Origin of the sequence: Streptomyces mesophilus, assembly GCF_040300965.1 — a bacterium.
GTDB lineage: Bacteria > Actinomycetota > Actinomycetes > Streptomycetales > Streptomycetaceae > Streptomyces > Streptomyces mesophilus_A.
Genome location: NZ_JBEPEW010000050.1, coordinates 1 through 18,894, shown reverse-complemented (window position 1 = coordinate 18,894; position 18,894 = coordinate 1). Strand labels below are relative to the sequence as shown.

Genomic DNA, 18,894 nt, shown 5'->3' with positions numbered 1-18,894 from the left:
GGGCTGACGAAGCGGGGCGCCGGTCTGCCGGGATGCCGGCGCCCCTCGGCCTCCTCCGCCCTGAGGTCCGCCCTGAGGTCCGCTCCCAGGTCCGCTCTCATGTCCGCGCGTAGATCCGCCCCGCCAGATCCACCCCCGTCACCCTGCCGTCCGCGTCCCGCGAGAAGTAGCCGAGCTGGCCCGCGAGCGCGCCGTCGGTGACGCGGTACTCGTCCTCGCGGCCGGCGAGCAGACCGATCTCGGCCGCCGCCAGGTCCGGTGGCATCTCGTCCCCGGAAGCGGCGCGGATCTCCGGCTTGATCTCGACGGCCAGGGTGAGCCGGGTGCCGTCCGCGACGATGTCGACGTTCATCACGTCGTTCGCGTACCGGCCCGCCAACTGCCGTGCCGGCGCATCCTCGTACGGCAGCACCTGGCGCGGCGGTTCGGCGAGCCCCAGCACGTGCTCGAGCGCCCATGACGAGACCTGCTGCCCGAAGGTGTAGCCGTCGGGGCCGCCGTTCGCGAGGGCCGCCACCGCGAAGTTCCGCTCCGGGACGAGCAGATGCTCGGCGAACTGGCCGTTGCCCGAACCGCCGTGCCCCGCCGTGAGCACACCGCCGACGGTGCGCAGATACCAGCCGATCCCGATCCCGTCACCCATCGAACTGGCCCGTACCGCGATGGTCTGCTCCCGCATCCGCCCGAGTTCCTCGCGTGTCAACAGGCCCTTGCCATCGCTGAGATGGAAGCGCGACCAGCGCAGCACATCGCTCACCGTGGACACGAGCCCGCCGCCGGGATTGTTGGCCCGGTCGCCCTCGCGGAAGGCCTTCCAAGGGGTGGCCGGATGCTGGACACCGTCCTCGTCCCGGTTGTGGCCGACGGCGGACTTGCGGATCAGCACCTCGTCGAGCCCGTACACGGTGTCGCGCAGAGCGAGCGGCTCGAAGACCAGCGCCCGCATGGCCTGCTCGAAGCCCTGCCCGGTCGCGCGCTCGACGATCAGCCCGAGGAGGTTGTATCCGGCCTGGCTGTACGAGGCCCGCTCGCCGGGCTTGCCGATCAGCGGCAGCTCGGCCATCTTCGCCACGTATCCGGGCAGGAAGAGCAGATCGTCGCTCTCGCCGGTGTTGATGATCCCCCAGTCGAGCCCGGCCGTGTGGTTCAGGAGCTGCAGCACGGTGATCCCCGCGGCCTGCTCCTCGTCGACGAGCCGCAGCTCGGGCACGTAACGCCGTACGGGGGCGGTGAGTTCGACCTTTCCCTGTGCGACCAGGCGCATCATGGCGGTCGCGGTGAACGGCTTCGAGGTCGAGGCGAGCGCGAAGAGCGTCCTCTCGTCGACGGGCCGCGGGTGCTCGATGCTCGTCACCCCGTACGAGGCATGCACCTCCTGCCCGTCGACGAGGAGTCCGACCGCGGCTCCGGGGATCTTGAACTCCTCCGCGCGGGTGGCGACGTACTCGATCAGTTCCTGCTGCAACTTGGCTATGTCGTATGGCACGTGAACACTTCCCCGCGGTCGCAGTCGCTGTCACTGTCCGGTCCTGAGAGAGAACCAGCGTGGCATGACCGGGCCGGCCGGTCACGGGGCGGCCTCAGCCGAAGACGGCCGTCGGCTCGCCCGTGTACCAGGTGTTGTGGATGGTGAGCCGCCGGATCACCCAGCGTCCGCCGTCCTCCCGTACGAGCTCCACGTCGTACGGGTTCTTCAGAAGCGCATACGTGGAGTGGTCCGCGGTCAGCAGGTGCTGGGCCTCGACCAGGGCGGTGAGCCGGGCCGTGTCGCCGTCGATCGTGATCCTCGGGTTGGTGATCTGGTGGGTGGTGTCCACGCGGCCGGTGAACATCCCGAGGATGGTGGTCACGATGGTGTCCCGCCCGGCCATCACCGGCGGCGCGGCGCCCCACTTCGCGGCGGCCGGGCGGAAGTCGAGTTCGGCGTCCGCGGCGAAGGCCGAGGCGAACAGGTCCTTGTCCTTGAGGTCCTGCCCGAGCCCGAACCGGTAGAGCGCGTCGAGGATCTCGGCGCGGTCCCGCAGCTCGGTGACGACGGCGGCGGCGTCGTGCGCCGGGGCGGTGAGGGCGGCGGCGGTGGTGACGAACATGGCGAGGTGCTCCTTCGCAGGCGAGGCGGTGGCTCCGGTGTTCTCAGCCACCACTGATCCTGCTGAGGGCCGCCCGGCCCATCAATGAGCGTCTGTGCAACGATCGTTAAGCGAGGCTCAACGATGCCGAAAGGGGGCGGTCATGCTGGAACGGCACGAACTGGAGGCCTTCCTCACGCTCGCCGAGGAACTGCACTTCGGCCGCACGGCCGAGCGGCTGCACGTCTCCACGGCCCGCGTCAGCCAGACGATCGCCAAACTGGAACGCCGTATCGGAGTCCGCCTCTTCGACCGCACCAGCCGCCGTGTCCGACTCACTCCGGTGGGTGCGGAGTTGGCGGCCTCCGTGCGACCCGCCTGGGAACAGATCACCGCTTCCGTCGAACGGGCCGTCGCGGCGGGCCGCGGCCTGACCGGCGTCCTCACCGTCGCCTTCGTGGGTCCCGCGGCGGGTCAACTCGTGGTGGGCATCGCCCAGGCCTTCCGCGCACAGCACCCGGACTGCGAGATCCGCATCCGCGAGGCCCAGCTCACGGACGTCGCGCCGTGGCTGGCCGCGGGCGAGGCCGACCTGGCGCTCACCCGCCATCCGATGGACGAGGAGGGCCTGGTCGCGGGCCCGGCCCTGGTGACGGAGGCCCGCATGCTCGCGGTCCCGGCGGACCACCCGTTCACCCGCCGCGATTCCGTCCCGGCCGAGGACCTCTCCCGCGTCACCCTCCTCCAGCACCCCACGTCCCTGCCGCCCTCCTTGCGCGCCGACCTGTCCCCGCCCCGCACCCCCGCGGGCACCCCCATCGAACTCGGCCCCACAGCCGCCACCTTGAACGAACTCCTCACCCTGGTGGGCGCGGGAACGGGCACAGCCCTCGTCGGCGCCCACACCCGCCGCTACTTCACCCGCCCCGACGTCGCCTACGTCCCGGTGGAAGGCGCGGAACCGGTGAGGTGGGGGCTGGTGTGGCCCACGGGCACGGAATCGTCCCGGGTCAGGGCGTTCGCGGGGGTGGCGGGGCGGGTGGTGGCGTGAGGGTGGGCGCCCTGGATCTACCGGCGCCCGCCGGGTGGTGGCCATGGCGTGCTGCTGGTGAAGGAAATGTGAACTGGCGTGTCAGTGACTGCTGTTAATCTCCACGCACTCGCCTGAGGAGCGGGTCCGCACAAGGGGAGGGGTGTTGGTGAAGGGGACAAGTCTGTCCAGATCCAGCTTGGTTGTGGGGTGCCTGGCTCTGGCCACGGTGCTGGGGGCGCCGGGTGCGGCGGTTGCGGCGGAGAATCAGCCGCCGGCACAGCCGGCCATCGCTGATCTGGTGACCGGGACGAAGGCCTGTGCCGCAGGGGACGCACGCGTCTATGTCGGTGAACCGCCGCGGCTCACCGCGAAGGTCTATGACGAGGACGAATCGGCCCGTGTGGCAGCTGAGTTCGAAGCCTGGTGGCTGGATGCCGAGGGGGTGGAACAGCGCCGGAGCATGACCACCTACGCCACCACGCCCGGGAGCGGGCTCAGTTGGCAGATGCCCGAGGATGTGCCCGCGCAGGCCGTGGTGTCCTGGCATGTCCGGGCGAATGACGGACAGGCGGTCTCGCCGTGGAGTGATGAAGGCTCCGGTGCTGCCTGCGAGTTCGTGTACGACGACAAGAGCCCCGAGAAGCCGGTGGTGCGCTCGGAGCAGTACCCCGACAACGACGTGTGGACGGACGGCGTGGGCGTCTATGGGACGTTCACCGCGGACTCGCCGTCCGATGATGTCGTCTCGTATATCTATGAGTTCTCCGACGGCTCGTACAAGAATGTGCCGGCCGATCAACTGGGCGGCCCTGCCTCGTTGAAGTACCTGCCGTTGTCCGCCGGGCCGAAGACCCTGAGCGTCAGGTCGGTGGACAGGGCCGGCCGGGGCAGCCTTCCGAACACGTACCGCTTCCTGGTGAGCGAGGGCCGGACGCCGACAGCCCGGTGGAATCTCGCGGACGAGCCGGGTGCGCGCCGCGCGACGGCCCTCAGCGGCCCCGAAGCCCGCGTCGGCAGCGGAGTCACCTTCGGCGCACCCGCGCCCCGGGGCACGGACCTCGAGTCCACCGCGACCCTCGACGGCAGCGGCCACGGCTTCATCACCCCGGACGCTCAGGTCGTCGACTCCGCCAAGACCTTCGCCGTGAGCGCCTGGGTGCGGCCCGGGCGTACCGACCGCGCCATGACTGTGGCCTCCCAGGACGCCGGGGAGGGCAGGGCGTTCACGCTGGGACTGCGGACGACGACCGAAGCGCCCGTCTGGTCCTTCGACTTCGGTGGCGCCCGGCTCACCGGCGGTGCACCGGAGACCGGTGAGTGGGCGCATGTACTCGGCCTGTACGACGCCGGGACCGGTCTTGCCCAGCTGTATGTGAACGGCAGGCCGGTGGGCGACGGGCAGCAGGCCGAAGCCGCCGCCACGGCCGGGAACTTCCAGATCGGCCGAGCCCGCGGCAAGGAGGGCTACCGCGACCGTTGGCAGGGCGAGATCGCGCATGTACGGGTGCACGACAGGGTCGTCGTCGCCACGGAGGTCGCCGAGTTCGCCTACCGCTCCTTTGCCGAGCGAGGCCACTGGCAGCTGGAGTCCGCGTCGGACGGGCGCAGCCCTGAACTGCATGGAGGTGAGGCGCTGAAGCTTGGTGAGGGCGGCTCGATCGTGCACATCGAGGCCTGCCCACCGGACGATCCCTTCTGCCTGCCGTCCGGGGAGCCGCTCGAAGATCAGGGGTATCTCGAACTGGACGGGACATCGGGCTACGCGGCCACGGAGCTCCCGGCCGTTGACACCGACGACAGTTTCACCATCAGCGCCGTGGTGCGTCTGGCCGACACGGCGCCGGAGCGTCCCATGACGGTGCTGTCACAGGGCGGTGAGAACGGAAACGGCTTCAGGGTGCGGTACGACCCGGCCGTCCAGCAGTGGCAGCTCGTCCTGACGCGCGCAGGAGTGGAAGAGACGGTGGCCATCCAGTACGCGGCAGCGGATGGCGGCAGGGGACAGGGACGAGAGGTGACGGTCGTCTACGACGATGCCGCCGACCAGATCACGCTCTACCTCGATGGGGACCGAGACGCGGGCGCCCGGGCACAGCTTCCGAAGCTCTGGACGAGCGCCGGAGGCCTTCAGATCGGCCGGGCGAAGGCGGCTGATGGCTGGGGCGAGCATCTGCACGGAGCCGTTGACGAGGTGCGGGCGTTCGCCGGTGCCGTCGACGAGCGCTGGATCGGATCGCTGCGCTGGGGGACCGAGTTCAACCAATAGTTCCTCCGCGTGGGGGGACTGCCCGTGTTAGAGGGCGGTCCCCCCATGTGAGGGATCAGCCCACCAGCAACTCCCGCTTCAGATCCCGCAGTTCCGCCGGGCTCAAGCCCAACCCCTTCTTCTCATACGCCCGGAACGACCCGAACTCCGCCGAGACCTCGTCGAACCCGGCGTTCAGATACTCGGCCCGCACATCGAGCAACGGCTTGTAGACCTTGGCCTGTTCCGGCGTCATGTGGTCCAGCGCCGCCGCGTTCGCTTCCGCGCGGTAGTCGTTCGAGGCGAGGTAGTCGGACATGACCGTGTCGCGGGGTACGCCCAGGGCCGTCAGGAGGGCCGCGCCCGCCCAGCCTGTGCGGTCCTTGCCGGCCGTGCAGTGGAAGAGGGCGCCGTCTCCCTCGACAAGACCGTCGAAGACCGTGCGGTAGGCGGTCTTCGCGGTGTCGCCGCTGACCATGTACTTCTCGCCGTCCACCATCATCGCGACCGCCTCGGTCTCCGTCTTCGGCATGGAGACGAACGCGTCCGAACCGGCCAGGACGTCCGCGACGACATATCGTGTGCCGGCCGGTACGCGGTCCGGGGCCGCCGTGCGCTCGGATTCCATGCGCAGGTCGTAGTCCACGCGTATGCCCAGGCGCCGCAGCTTCGCGAGATCCGCGTCTGTGAGCTTCTCCAGCGAGTCCGAGCGATAGATCTCACCCATCTTGACCCAGCGGCCGTCCCCGGTGCGATAGCCGCCCGCGTCACGGAAGTTGACCGTTCCGTCCAAGGAGATCAGCCGGTCGGCCAGGCGCAGGGAGCGGCCCCGGTCCGCGTCGAGGGTGAACCACTGGCGGTCGGCCGCGGGCAGGCCGCGCACCGTGACCTTGCCCGAGGAGCCGCCGCGCGCGACGGTGCGCCCGTTCGCCTCGACGGCGACCTGCCGTACACCCGGAGCCTTCCACTCGATGACGTACGAGCCGTCCTCGGCGGCCGTGACGGTGGCCTGTGTGAAGGGGATCGAGGCGCGGCGGGGGCTGTGGTCGTGGGCGGTGGCGGCGGGGGCCGCCGTCAGGCCGGTGAGGGTCAGGACGACGGCGGCGGAGAGCACGGAGGAGATCTTCATGCCGCGGATGCTGCGGGCCCCGCGGAAACGGCTGGTGAACGCCGGTCGGAAGGGGGTTGAAGGGTGAGAATCCCCATCGGTCCGGGGCCTGATCGGAAACCGGCCGTTCGATTACAGTGCTGCGGACGGTGAGGGAGGGGAGAGCAGCGGTGAGTGCCGTGACTGCCGTGTGGGGGCGCGTCGAGCAGCAGGACTTCCGCAGCCGGGTGCGCGGCACGCTGCTCGGGGCCGCGCTCGGCGACGCCCTCGGAGCTCCCGTCTCCGCGCTCGCCCTCGACCAGGTGCGCACGGCGCACGGAGTGGACGGTCTGGCGGATCTGGCCTCCGCGTACGGGCGAAGGGGCGCTGTCACGGCGGCGACGCAGCTGACGCTGTTCACCGTGGACGGGCTGATACGGGCGCATGTACGCCGGGACACCGGCGCCTGGCATCCGCCGACCGATCTGCACCGTGCGTACCGTCGCTGGGCGGTCACCCAGCACGAATGGGGACCCGACGAGCGGCGCAAGGACGACGGCTGGCTCGCGCGCGAGGAGTGGCTGTACGCGCGCCGGGATCCGGACCGATCGCTGCTCCTGGGCTTCGGTGACGAACGGCTCGGCACGCTCCAGGAGCCCAAGAACCCTACGGAGCGCGGTCCTTCGGCGGCGACCCGCTCCGCGCCGTTCGGGCTGCTCGTCGGGTGGGAGCCCCAACTGGTCCTGCAGCTGGCCGTCGAGTGCGCGGCCCAGACGCACGGCCACCCCACCGCGTATCTGAGCGCCGGGGCCTTCGCCGTCCTGGTCCACGCGCTCGCCCGGGGGGACTCCTTGGACGCCGCCGTCCAGCGCACCCTCGCGCTGCTCGCCGCCCGGCCCGGGCACCAGCCGGTCACGGACGCGCTGCAACAGGCGCTGGGTGCGGTACGGCAGGGGATGCCCAGCCCCGGCCGGGTGGACGCCCTCGCGGCGGGCCGTACGGCGGAGGCCTCGCTCGGCGCGGCCGTCTACTGCTCCCTGGTCTGCGAGGACATCCGCCACGGCCTGCGTCTGGCCGTCAACCACGGCGGCGACTCGTCCGCGGTGGCCGCCCTGACCGGCGCCCTGCTCGGCGCGATGCACGGCGAGACGGCGCTGCCCCCGTCCTGGCTTACCGAACTCGAGGGCCGCGCCACGCTGTTGGAGCTCTCCGACGACTTCGCGATGGAGATGACCCAGTCCGCGGCACTGCACGGACCGGGCACCTCCTCACCGGGCTGGCTGGCGCGTTACCCGCGCGGCTGAAGAGGTTCAACAGCAGCGGGGGTCACATCCGCCCGACCAGCTCCGTGCACGGCGTCAGGTGGTAGGACCTGATGAACTCGACCGGGTCACCCCAGTTCGGCATCAGCTTGTCGAGAGCGGCCCAGTCCTCGTCCTCGACGGCCCCCAGCGCCACCGCCTTGTACTCCCAGAAACGCTGCACTCCCTCCGAGGTGGCGCAGCCGTCCTTGAGGTCGCCCTTCCGGTCGAGGATGCCGTTGCGCACGGCCTCCCCGAAGGCCACGGGGTCGGCGCAGATCACGGCGCGGTTCGACTCGTTGAGGTCGCCTCCGTTCTGCGGCCAGAGCCTGTTGCGGGTCTCCCTGTATGCGGAGATCCCGCCCTTCCAGTCGTACGGCTGCATCGACTGCCAGGAGTCGAGGGCCTTGAGCCGTTCCGTGCCGACCGGCTTGCTCGCGAGCTCCTCCTCGGGCGGGCAGAGCAGCTGCTCGAAGCGCCGGATCAGGTCCGCGTCGTCGCCGGGAGCGGCCTGCGCCTGCCCGGGCAGCGCCGTCAGGGCGAGCGCGGCCGAGCAGCCGGCGAGGAGGGTGCGCAGGACGGGGGAGCGTCTGGACATGCGGGGGCCACCTTGTTGTGCGGGGGAGTGGGTTGCGGCTCCATGACTGCCATCCGACGGCCCGCGATGCAACGCAACGCGCCGCCCGCGGGAGATCCCCACGAGCGGCGCGCCGCGGACAAGGCGACAGGACTAGCTCGGCGTCCCCGACCGGTCGGAAGAGGAGGAGGAAGGAGAGGATGAGGAGGCCGAAGAGCCCGCCGAGGCTGGCGACACCGTGGACTGGCCCGGGATCAGGACCGGGTCGGCGAGGAACTTCCGCTCCAGCTCCTCGCGTTCCGCGTCGCTCGGGTCGTCGTCCAGGGAGTCCACGATCGCCGCACGCTCCGGGCTGCCCTCCGGCTTGATCAGGCCGATCACCACGTACAGGACGAGCGAGGTGACCAGCGGGCTGGAGACGGTGACCGTCTGGCTCGCGTCCTCGACTCCCCAGTACAGCCAGGCCCATACGGCCAGACCGCCCGCCCACGACACCAGCGCCGCCGTCGGCCCGGTGCGCTTGAACCAGGGCAGCAGACCGAGCATCAGCGGGATCGAGATCGGGCCCATCGTGGCCGCGACGATGGAGACCACGACCGTCAGGATGAAGCCCTTCGGATCCGCGGTCAGCGCGATCGACATGGAGACCGTGACGAAGGCGACCGTGGTGATCCGGGCGAAGAGCAGCTGCTGGGCCTGCGTGAAGTAGCGGACCTTCTTCACGATCACCGGCGCGAGGTCACGGGTGATGACCGCGGTGATGACGTTGGAGTCGGACGCGACCATCGCCATCGTGTGGGAGAAGAAGCCGGCGAGGACGAGACCGATGATGCCGGTCGGAAGCAGCTCCTTGGCGAGCGCGATGTACGCGCCTTCGCCGCCTTCGAGACCGGGCACGATCAGCGGCGCGGCGATCATCGGTACGAAGAGGATGAACGGCCAGACGATCCACAGCGCACTCGACAGGAGCGCCGACCTCTTGGCCCGCGAACCGCTGGGCGCGGCCATGTAGCGCTGGGCCAGGTTCCACATGCCGCCGTTGTATTCGAAGGTCTTGACGACCAGGAACGCGATGACCAGACCGGTGGTGACGGAGCCGTTGACCGGGTCGGAGTGGCCCTCGGGCAGATCGCCCCAGAAGGTGAACAGCGAGGTGAAGCCGCCGAGGTGGGCGAGGACCGCGAAGAGCATCGCGAAGCCGGCGACCGCCTGGATGATGAACTGGCCGAAGTCGGTGAGGACATCGGCCCACAGACCGCCGAAGGCCATGTAGAACATCGTGCAGACACCGGTGATCGCGATGCCCCAGCCGAGCGGGATGTCCGCGAAGCCCTGGAGCAGTACGGCGATCGCGACCCACTTGGCGGCGATGTCGACGACCTTGAGCAGCGCTCCGGAGTACGCGAGCACCTGCTGCGTGGGCAGGTTGTAGCGGACCGCGAGATACGCGAGCGGGGAGTTGACGCCGTGCTTGGCGCGCAGCCGGTTCCAGCGGGGAGCGAAGAGGAACGAGCCGATGCCGACGCCGAGTCCGATGGTCAGCGGCCACCAGAAGTAGACGGTGACACCGTCGTTGTACGCGACGGCCGCGAAGGTCACGAACATGATCGCGCTGTAGCCGGACATGTGGTGCGAGATCCCGGACAGCCACCACGGGATGCGGCCACGGGCGGTGAAGAAGTCGGCGATGTTCTCGACGCGCTTCTTCGACCAGAGTCCGATGCCCACCATCACGAAGAAGTAGGCACCGAGTACGACCCAGTCGAGGCTGTTCATATGTCCCCCTCCAGGGGTCCGTCGGGTCAGTCGGTAGCCGCAGCCCGCTCATGGTGGGTTCGCGCGAGGTGCCCCGACAACTGGATGGAAGGTCAAGGGACAGTAAAATCGTTCCAGTTGAGGATCTGCGTTCACGTACATGACCTTCCTGGGGAGGTCTCAGAACGCACGTAGGCGGTACGGGAGTCGACTCCCGTACCGCCTACGACCTGCGAGGATGAGGACCGCTAGCGCATGATCTCCCCTGCGTTCACCAGGAGTTGCTGGCCGGTGATCGCGCGAGCCCGGTCCGAGGCGAAGAACACGCATGCGTCCGCGACATCCCCGTCCGTCGCGAGATCGGGCAGCGCCATCCGCGATGTGAGCCGCTTCTTGACCTCGTCCTCGGGCGCACCCTCCGTATCGGCGGTGAACTGCACCCACGCCTCGACGGGCGGCCCCCACATCCAGCCGGGGAGCACCGTGTTGACCCGGATCCGGTCAGGGCCGATCTCCCGGGCGAGCGAGTACATCGTCGAGGTCAGTGCGCCCTTGGAGGCCGCGTACGCCGCCTGCTTGACCTGGGTGGGCGAGGCGATGGCCGACTGTGTGCCGACGATGACCACCGAGCCGCCGCGCTCCTTGAGCGCCGGCAGGCAGGCGCGTGTCATCCGCAGCGTGCCGAGCAGATTGGTGTTGATGACGCCCGTCCATGTCTCGAAGTCCGCGTCCTGGAGGCCGCCGAAGTAGCTGTCCCAGGCGGCCACATGGATCACGGCGTCCAGCCGTCCGAACTTCTCCACCGCGAGCGCGGCGAGGGCCTCGCACTGCCGCTCGTCGGTGATGTCCGTCGCCTTGTACGCGGTGCGCTTGCCGTCGGGGTCGATCTCGGCCGCCGACTTCGCGAGGTTGGCCTCGGTGCGCGCCCCGAGCACGGCGTTGCCCCCGTCGCGCACCACGGCGGCGGCCACCTGTTGTCCGAGCCCGGCGCCGACCCCGGAGACGATCACGGTCTTGCCCTGGAGCAGCACGGCTACCTCCGACGCGACTCTGGTCTATTCCCTGACGGGGCGTCAGAGTAGGGCCGTCCAGCGGAGGAAGGAAGGGGAACGTCATGGGTGAAGAGACCCGCAGCGAGACCTATGCGGAGCTGGCCTCGGTCGGCCCGTACGGAGTGCGCCCCGGGCATGCGCTGATCACGATGGTGGAGCCGCATCCGGGCCATGAGTTCGCGTACAACCGCTGGTACGAGGACGACCACTACTACGCCGGCGCGATGGCGATGCCCTGGATGTACGCGGGCAAGCGCTGGGTGGCGACCCGCGATCTGCAACTCCTGCGCTACCCCGAGAAGTCGGCCGTCGCCCAGCCCGTCACGGCCGGCTGCTACATCTCCACGTACTGGGTCACCGAAGGCCGCTACGACGACCACATGAAGTGGACCGTCGGCATCAACAAGCGCCTCAACCGCGACGGCCGCGTCTACCAGGACCGTACGCATGTCTTCACGGCGTTCCAGGACCACGAGGCGACCGTCTACCGCGACGGCGCCGCGGGACCGCGCGACTACCACGCGCTCGACCACCCGTACCAGGGGCTGGTCGTCGAGGTGATCGATGCCGAAGGGCCCGAGCAGCGGGCCGAGTTGCTCGAGTGGCTGCGCTCGAAGCATCTGCCCAGGAAGCTCATGGACTCGCCCGCCTCGATGGTGGTCATCTTCCGGCCGACGCCTCTGCCCGGCGACAGGATGACGTACGTGAAGCAGGTCGAGGGGGTCGACACCCGGCTGACCCTGCTGTGGTTCCTCGGTACGGATCCCCGTGAGCGCTGGGAGGGGCACTTCGCGCGGCGTGACGAGGAGGTGGCCGAATCGGGGCTCGGACGGGTGGAGTTGGTGGCCCCGTTCATCCCGACGGTGCCGGGGACGGACACGTACGTGGATCAGTTGCGGGACTGAGGCGGTCCGCATGGGGCAGCTGTGGGAGAGGGAAAAGCCGAGCCCCCTCGGCTAGGACGGCGGGCCAGTCGAGAGGGCTCTTCGGTGGTACGTGTGCAGTTGTTGTTCCTCGCACCTGTGCTCAACCGAGGTCGAAGGCCCCTCGGCTGACCTGGCCGACGAACGCCGTCCAGGTGTCGGGCCCGAACGCGATGGCGGGTCCCTCGGTGACCTTGGAGTCACGCACCGCGACTTCGCGCAGGGCGGGGGACCTGACCTCGACGCACGCGCCGTTTCCGGTGGAATACGAAGACTTGGTCCACGCATTCGTGGCGCCTTGCTGGATTGCCATTTTCGCTCCGCTTTGCTGTTGATGAGTGCTGTGTCACCGTCCCAGGCCCCTGGGGCCGGTGACGGTCGTTGCCGGGACCAAGTCCTCGACGTGATCGACGCTACTCGCCAACATCGGTATATGACGCGGCCATTCACTCGACCGGATGGCATATTCCATTCGACTCTTCACGGCCGACGTGGCGAGGGTGTACCTTGCCGTCGCCTTCCCGTGGTGGCCGATTTCATGCGCTCCGGGACCCTTGTGCGCCAAGGGACGTACGGTGTCCGGCGTGCCTAGCGGGCGTACTCCTTGGCGATCTCTGTGATGAATTGCCGGGTCTGTTCCACGTTCAGCGCCTGTGCCCGGAGATGTTCGTACATCACGCTGTATTTGTGGACGTCATTCGCCTTCTCCAGGTAAAGATCACTGGTGACGCCCTCGATGTAGACCACGCTGGAATCGGCCGTGTCCGGGAATTCCAGAATGGCGTACTGCCCGTTCACACCCGGATGTGCGCCCATGTCGAAAGGGATCACCTGCACGGTGACATGCGGCAGATGGGACATTTCCACGAGATGTTCCAGCTGCTCGATCATGACCTGCTTGTTGCCCACGAGCCGCCTCAGGGCCGCCTCGTCGAGCACGGTCCACAGCCGCAGCGGGTTCTCCGTGGCGTGGATCCGCTCCTGGCGGCGCACGCGCACCTGGACGCGCTTGTCGATGTCGCCCTGCGGGGTCTCCGGCAGCGCCCCGGTGATCAGCGCCTCCGCGTATCCGCGGGTCTGCAGCAGACCGGGCACCACCTGGGGGTCGTACACCCTGAGCGAGGCCGCGTCCGTCTCGAGCCCGATGTACACGGAGTACGGGATGTCGCCGAACGCATGCCACCAGCCCTGCTGGCGGCTGTCCTTGGCCATCTGCATCAGCGAGTCGACGATCCGGTGGTCCTCCACCTCGTAGACCCCGCACAGGTCGCGGACGTCGCGCTGGGAGATGGAACGGCGGCCGTTCTCCAGCCGCGAGATCTTCGACTGCGAGACGAGCAGGCGCTCGGCGACCTCCTCGGCCGTCATGCCCTTGAGCTCGCGCAGCCGGCGCAGCTCCTGGCCCAAGCGGCGTCGCCTGACTGTGGGATTGACGTTGGACGCCACGGAATGTGCCACCTCTCCGGCAAGCGGTCTGTTCGAACGGATACCCGCTCCGATCGTGCGTATATCCGCTCCGTATCTGCTTGTTCAGCAGATTGCCACCAACAGGGCGTCCCGCGCTGGGAAATGGACCATCTCAAAGCCCCCGGACCCCGCCGCAACCAGGCCAAACACGACCGCGCGGGGTGGTGGCCGACGGATCTCGGCCACCACCCCGCGCGATCGACTGCGGCTCCCGAACCGGGTCTTGGGGACTACGGTGCGGCGGTGGTGCGGGTGGTGCTGACGGTGACGCGTGGTGCGGAGGAAACTAGTGCGCCACGACGCGCGCCATGGAACCGCGGCGCGGCTGTGACGGCAGGCGTCCTCCGTCGGTGGTGGACCTGATCTGCGGCTGCTGTTGTTGCTGTGGCCGGCCCGGTGCCGGAGAGCGGCGAGGTTGCGCCGCCACCCCGTTCTGGACGTCCATCACGGCGTGTGCCACGAGGCCGCCCATCGGGTCGTGCCTGATCAGGTCGCGGAGCCGGGAGCGCGATGAACGCCCCTCGTTCCCCGGATACAGGTGCTTGCCGAGTCCGACCGCGTGGGCCAGTGCGGCAAGCGCCGCGGTCCGCGGGTCCGGCGGTACGCCGGTGCGGATCGCCGAATCCAGTCGGGCCCTGATCTCCCGGCTGATCGCCGTCTCGGTCGCTTGGTAGCGCGTCGTCGGCAGCACCCCGCACATCTGTCCCGCCACGGCATGCACCATGCCGCACCGTTCGAGATGCGAGAGATACGTCTGGCGCAGCCCCAGTCGGGGCCCGCCGATCCAGTGGACCGCACGGACCGGAGCGCCACGCCTTCGCAGCAACTCCAGTGCGCAATCCAGTGTCGGATCTCCGGTCGGCCGTGGGGACACCACGGCGATACGATCCCCGTCTGGGGCTATCCGTCCGGCCAGCGCCAGCTCTACTAGCTGTGCTCCGGCGAGACCTAGGTCGAGCGACTGCGGCTGCGCTGTGGTACCCGTGGCCGGGTCCAGAGCGAGCAGCAGAAGCTCCTCCGGAATAGTTCTGCGGCTCCTGCCCATCCATGCCTCCCCGCGTGGATGAATGACAGGGTGACCCCTCTCACATTCATCTGTCGAGAGTGCGTGGGGGCTTTGTACGGGAACCAGTAGGTATGTCGTTCTCGTCTAGCCAGGGGGCCAACCCCGCAGACAGGACACTGGTACATGGTTCGGACACCGGGGTCCGGACGGCGGGGGGCCCTGACGGGCATGCGAAGCGTTGAGTCGTACGGACCCATCAGGCTGTACGGGTCGTTCAGGTCGGAGCTAAGGGAGACATCGGTGGCGGGCGAGACCCCGGACAGGGCGCAGCAGCGGAATTCTTCGGACGTGAACGGTTCGGCCGCGTCGGGGGAACGTGCGGTGGATCCGCGCCTTGCCGTGTCCCGGGAGAGCGAACCGCGGACCGAGTCCGGGGAGCGCGAGCCGCGGACCGAGTCCCGGGAGGGCGAACCGCGGACCGACCAGGCGACCGCGGTGTTCTCCACGGCGGGGCTGCGGCTGGGGGATGCCGGGGCGGAGCCGGAGCGGGAGCCTGAGGCCGAGGTTCGCGCCGAGGGTGAGCCGGAGCGTGCGCCCGAGCCTGAGGGCGGTACGGCCGCGGCCGAGGGCGGCCAGGAGTCGTCCGGCGACGCCGAGGGCGGTCAGGACGTGCCGGGTGACGCCGAGGGCGGCGAGTCCGGCGACGCGACCGGCGACGAGGCCGGCGGTGGCGCGGAGGACGCGCGGCTGCGGGCTGCTGTGGCGGCTTGGGTGGCCGGGGAGTCCGCGGAGCCCACGGAATCCGCGGAATCCGCGGAGTCCGCGGGAGAGGGCGACGCGGCGGAGGCCTCCGAAGGCGCCGAGGCCGAGGGTGAGGGCGGCGACGTAGCCGGGGCTGAGCAGGACGAGGCCGAGCCGGAAGCCGATGCCCGGACCGAGCCCGAGCCGGAAGCCGCCGTCGACACCGATGCCGAGCCCGAAGCTGTGCTCGAGCCTGTGTCCGAGCCCGCAGCCGCCCCCGAGCCCGTGGCCGATGCGGACCCCGGCACCGACGCCGAGCCGGAAGCCGCCACCGCGGACGGCAAGCGCGACGCCGACGTCGAGGACTCGGGTGCGGAGGCCGAGCCGCCCCTCGACCAGGCCACCGCCGTGTTCAAGACCCTGCCGCCGCCGGTCGACCAGCCGACGGCGATGTTCCGGACCGTACGGCCGGACGCCGAGCCGGACGCCAAGAGCGACGCATCCGCCGACGCCAAGTCCGCCCCGGCGGACGCGCAGCCCGCGTCGGAGCCGGCGGACGCGAAGTCCGAGCCCGCCGACGCCAAGACGGACGCGGAACCCGACGCCAAGACGGACGCCAAGCCCGAGGCCGGGACGGACGCCGGGCCCGGCAAGGGTGTCCGGCCCGAATCCCCCGCCGAGCGCACCAGCAAGTTCATCGCGCTGAAGCCGCTCGACGAGCCCGCCCGCGCGCCCGAGCAGCCCGCCGCGCCCAAGGCCGATCCGACCCGGGCGCCGGAGCCCGAGCCCGCAGCCGCGCCCGAGCAGCCCGCCGTCGCGAGCGCGCCCTCCGCCGTGAACGCCGGTCCCGAGCGGACCGCGCAGCAGCCGCTGCCGCCCAAGGCGCCGCTCGACCTGCTCGCCGAGCTGACCAACCGTCCGCCGCCGCCGGAGACCCCGATGCGCACGGTCGGCCGGCGGATCAAGATCTGGACCCCGCTGGTCCTTCTGCTCGCGGTGGTCTTTGCGGTCGCACAGGCCGTACGCCCGCTGCCCACCCCCAAGTTGAGCCTCACCGCGCAGGAGACGGTCTCGTTCGAGGGGGACAAGCCGCAGATCCCGTGGCCGGACCAGGGTCAGGCCGCTCTCGATGTCGAGGGCATCGGCTCCTTCGGTACGTCCGGCGAGCAGAAGCCGGTGCCGATCGCGTCGATCGCCAAGGTCATGACGGCGTACGTGATCCTGAAGGAGCACCCGATCAAGGGTGACGGCAAGGGCGTGACCATCCCCGTCGACAAGAAGGCCGAGGAGCACTGGGTCTCCGGGCAGGCCGAGAAGGAGTCCGTGGTCGACGTCAAGGAGGGCGAGAAGCTCTCCGAGTACGAGGCCATCCAGTCCCTGATGTTGCCGTCCGCGAACAACGTCGCAAAGTTGCTCGCTCGCTGGGACTCGAACGGCGACGAGAAGGCGTTCGTGCAGAAGATGAACGACGCCGCCAAGGACCTCGGCATGAAGAACACCACGTTCACCGACGCCTCAGGTCTCGACAAGACGACCGTGTCGACCGCCGAGGACCTGGTGAAGCTGGGCCGGGCCGCGATGGAGATCCCGGTGTTCAAGGAGATCGTCGGACAGCCCTCGTACAAGCCGGCCAACGGCCGGGGAGACACGAGCAACGGCCGTGACGGTACGACTTGGTACAACTTCAACAGCCTGGTCCCGACCGTCGCCGTCGGCATCAAGACGGGCACCACCACGGCGGCCGGCGGCAATCTGCTCTTCTCCTCGAGGAAGACGGTCGACGGCAAGGAGCAGATCGTGATCGGCGCGGCGCTCGCGCAGTTCGCCAAGCACACGGGGGCGAACATCGATGAGGTGAACGCCAACAGCCGCAAGCTGATGGAGGCTGCCGAGGCCGCGCTGATCTCGAAGACGGTCGTCAAGAAGGGCGATGTCGTCGGACAGGTGGACGACGGCTTCGGCGGGACGACCCCGGTCGTGGCGACCAAGGACGTCAAGGCCGTCGGCTGGCCCGGACTCACGGTCAAGCTCGCCTTCGCCGAGGACAAGGGCAAGAAGATCCCGAACACGGCGAAGGCCGGCACCCAGGTCGGCGTCCTCACGGTCGGCGACGGCAAGGGTGCGGCGGTCACCGTCCCGGTCGCCCTCCAGTCGGATCTGGAGGAGCCCGGCTTCGGCGCGAAGCTGACGCGGATTCTCTGACGCACCCCGAGAAGGGGGACCATTCGTGCTGTGCGACCCGGCAATTCGGGCGCGCCGCAGGACGAATGGTCCCCCTTCTCGCTTACCGGACGGGATACGCGCTTCTCGCTTACCGGACGGGATACGCGATGTCGCACGCCTCGTCGTCCGGGCCCAGGCCGTCCCAGTCCGCGAAGTAGACCTCGCGGCACGGCCCGTCGACCGTCAGGCCCTGCTGCGCGATCCAGTGCTCCACCGCCTCGTACGCGGCGATGATCTGCGGGTACACCACCTGCGCCTTGGTGATCCGCGTGTACGCGAGGCGCCGGGCCGGCTCGACGCGCGCCGTCACCGCCGGACTCTGCCGCCCGGCCCAGGACTGCGCGGCCGCCGCGTCCGCGACCGGGACGCAGCTCTCCACCGGACCGTCGCTCTCCTGGGTGACCTCGGCGTGATACGCGACGAACGGCGCGGCCGTGGTGCCGCCGCACTCCCGCGCTGCCTTCTCCAGGCGCCCCAGCGACTCCCCGATGAACGCGGGCAGTTCGGCTGCGAGGACATGCCGGCTCTCGCCGAGCACCGTCTGTTCCGGCACCTCCACCGTGCGGATCTCGAACTTCTCGTACATCTCGGAACTCCTCCCTGAAAGCCGTCCACGGAGGAAGTGCACCAGCGTCCGCTGGGCGGCGAAGCGCTCCTCGACGTCCGTCCAGTACGCCTGGACGGCGTCCGCCGCACGGGCCTCGTCGAGCGCGAGGATCTCCTTGACCGTCGCGAGCGGCATGTCGAGCTGCCGCAGCAGCGCCACGAGCCGTGCCCGCTCCACCTGCGCGGGCCGGTAGTAGCGGTACCCGCTGAGGTCGTCGACCCGGGCGGGGGCGAGCAGGCCCAACCGGTCGTAAAGGCGCAGGGCCTTCGCCGACAGGCGCGAGCGGGACGCGAACGCACCGATCGTCAGCCATTCCTCGTCACCGCCACCGTCGCGGCCACCGTCACCGTCACGGCCACCGTCGCGGCCGCCACCACCGTCGCGGTCCGCCGGGCCCGCCGGATCCATCAGGTCCGTCATGGCACCATCCTCCGTGACCGGGAGTGCTTTCTCCCGGTGACCACGACCCTGGGCTTTGCCCCAGGGACAAGGTCAAGCGGCAGCCCTTAGCGTTGGCGTCATGGAAGCTTGGGAGCCGGGTACGCCCGGAGTGCTGGCCCTGCCCTCGGGGCGACTGATCCGCGGCCGGGGGCTGCGTCATCCGATGCCTGACGGGCTCGAGCCCACGTACGGGCTCTATCTGCTGGGCAAGCAGCCGCCCCAAGTCGCCTGGGAGCACGGCTGGTTGAAGTGGCCGGACTTCTGGCTGCCCGCCGCGGACGCGGCCGCGAAGCTCCGTACGGCATGGGAGCGCGCCGCCGGCGAACGCGTCGAGCTCGCCTGCGGCGGTGGCCGGGGGCGGACCGGG

At 69.8% G+C, this 18,894-nt stretch carries 16 protein-coding genes; 6 read left to right on the top strand and 10 right to left on the bottom strand.

The window, feature by feature from the left end:
- Positions 1–97 precede the first annotated feature (97 nt).
- Together ABT367_RS19245 and ABT367_RS19240 are read right to left on the bottom strand one after the other, a co-directional pair.
- On the bottom strand, positions 98–1,486 hold the full coding sequence (locus tag ABT367_RS19245; protein WP_352254286.1) for a serine hydrolase domain-containing protein: 1,389 nt from the start codon (positions 1,484–1,486) through the stop codon (positions 98–100).
- A 94-nt stretch (positions 1,487–1,580) separates the two neighbouring features.
- Positions 1,581–2,141: a nuclear transport factor 2 family protein gene (locus ABT367_RS19240; protein WP_352254285.1), complete on the bottom strand. Its 561-nt coding sequence runs from the start codon at positions 2,139–2,141 to the stop codon at positions 1,581–1,583.
- 91 nt (positions 2,142–2,232) lie between these two features.
- Between ABT367_RS19240 and ABT367_RS19235 the strand changes: the two genes are divergently transcribed.
- Together ABT367_RS19235 and ABT367_RS19230 are read left to right on the top strand one after the other, a co-directional pair.
- Positions 2,233–3,120, top strand: coding sequence for a LysR family transcriptional regulator (locus tag ABT367_RS19235; protein WP_352254284.1), 888 nt, complete (start codon positions 2,233–2,235; stop codon positions 3,118–3,120).
- 280 nt (positions 3,121–3,400) lie between these two features.
- Positions 3,401–5,368: a LamG domain-containing protein gene (locus tag ABT367_RS19230; protein WP_352254283.1), complete on the top strand. Its 1,968-nt coding sequence runs from the start codon at positions 3,401–3,403 to the stop codon at positions 5,366–5,368.
- A 55-nt stretch (positions 5,369–5,423) separates the two neighbouring features.
- Here ABT367_RS19230 and ABT367_RS19225 read toward each other — a convergent pair whose 3' ends face one another.
- Positions 5,424–6,476: a tyrosine-protein phosphatase gene (locus ABT367_RS19225; protein WP_352254282.1), complete on the bottom strand. Its 1,053-nt coding sequence runs from the start codon at positions 6,474–6,476 to the stop codon at positions 5,424–5,426.
- A 149-nt stretch (positions 6,477–6,625) separates the two neighbouring features.
- Between ABT367_RS19225 and ABT367_RS19220 the strand changes: the two genes are divergently transcribed.
- Positions 6,626–7,738 (top strand): ADP-ribosylglycohydrolase family protein, encoded by a 1,113-nt coding sequence (locus tag ABT367_RS19220; RefSeq protein ID WP_352254281.1) that lies wholly within the window; start codon positions 6,626–6,628, stop codon positions 7,736–7,738.
- Positions 7,739–7,760: 22 nt separating this feature from the next.
- Here the strand turns inward: ABT367_RS19220 and ABT367_RS19215 are convergent, their stop codons facing one another.
- From ABT367_RS19215 to ABT367_RS19205, 3 genes are all read right to left on the bottom strand, one after another.
- The gene (locus ABT367_RS19215; RefSeq protein ID WP_352254280.1) at positions 7,761–8,333 is read right to left on the bottom strand and encodes a hypothetical protein; all 573 of its coding nucleotides are present in this window, start codon (positions 8,331–8,333) and stop codon (positions 7,761–7,763) included.
- 132 nt (positions 8,334–8,465) lie between these two features.
- Positions 8,466–10,088 carry a sodium:solute symporter family protein gene (locus tag ABT367_RS19210; protein WP_352254279.1) on the bottom strand — a complete coding sequence of 541 codons (1,623 nt, stop codon included), beginning with the start codon at positions 10,086–10,088 and terminating at the stop codon, positions 8,466–8,468.
- A 227-nt stretch (positions 10,089–10,315) separates the two neighbouring features.
- The gene (locus ABT367_RS19205; protein WP_352254278.1) at positions 10,316–11,098 is read right to left on the bottom strand and encodes an SDR family oxidoreductase; all 783 of its coding nucleotides are present in this window, start codon (positions 11,096–11,098) and stop codon (positions 10,316–10,318) included.
- Between the two features lie 83 nt (positions 11,099–11,181).
- On the opposite strand from ABT367_RS19205, the gene ABT367_RS19200 reads away from it, so the two are divergent.
- Complete coding sequence (locus ABT367_RS19200; protein WP_352254277.1) at positions 11,182–12,024, top strand: hypothetical protein; 843 nt, start codon at positions 11,182–11,184, stop codon at positions 12,022–12,024.
- A gap of 121 nt (positions 12,025–12,145) precedes the next feature.
- Here the strand turns inward: ABT367_RS19200 and ABT367_RS19195 are convergent, their stop codons facing one another.
- The 3 genes from ABT367_RS19195 to ABT367_RS19185 form a co-directional block, all read right to left on the bottom strand.
- Entirely contained in the window at positions 12,146–12,355 is a 210-nt protein-coding gene (locus tag ABT367_RS19195; RefSeq protein WP_165334870.1) for a DUF397 domain-containing protein, read from the bottom strand.
- Between the two features lie 275 nt (positions 12,356–12,630).
- Positions 12,631–13,488, bottom strand: a complete 858-nt coding sequence (locus ABT367_RS19190) for a helix-turn-helix domain-containing protein (RefSeq protein ID WP_352254276.1) — start codon at positions 13,486–13,488, stop codon at positions 12,631–12,633.
- A gap of 307 nt (positions 13,489–13,795) precedes the next feature.
- A complete protein-coding gene (locus tag ABT367_RS19185) occupies positions 13,796–14,554 on the bottom strand; it encodes a GOLPH3/VPS74 family protein (RefSeq protein ID WP_352254275.1) in 759 nt (252 codons plus the stop codon).
- Positions 14,555–14,815: 261 nt separating this feature from the next.
- Here ABT367_RS19185 and ABT367_RS19180 point away from each other — a divergent pair, with 261 nt between their 5' ends.
- Positions 14,816–17,458, top strand: coding sequence for a D-alanyl-D-alanine carboxypeptidase (locus tag ABT367_RS19180; protein WP_352254274.1), 2,643 nt, complete (start codon positions 14,816–14,818; stop codon positions 17,456–17,458).
- Between the two features lie 109 nt (positions 17,459–17,567).
- On the opposite strand, the gene ABT367_RS19175 is transcribed toward ABT367_RS19180, so the two are convergent.
- Positions 17,568–18,506 carry a MerR family transcriptional regulator gene (locus ABT367_RS19175; protein ID WP_352254273.1) on the bottom strand — a complete coding sequence of 313 codons (939 nt, stop codon included), beginning with the start codon at positions 18,504–18,506 and terminating at the stop codon, positions 17,568–17,570.
- A 100-nt stretch (positions 18,507–18,606) separates the two neighbouring features.
- Here ABT367_RS19175 and ABT367_RS19170 point away from each other — a divergent pair.
- On the top strand, positions 18,607–18,894 hold a 288-nt coding region (locus ABT367_RS19170), incomplete at its 3' end, for a protein phosphatase (protein WP_352254272.1).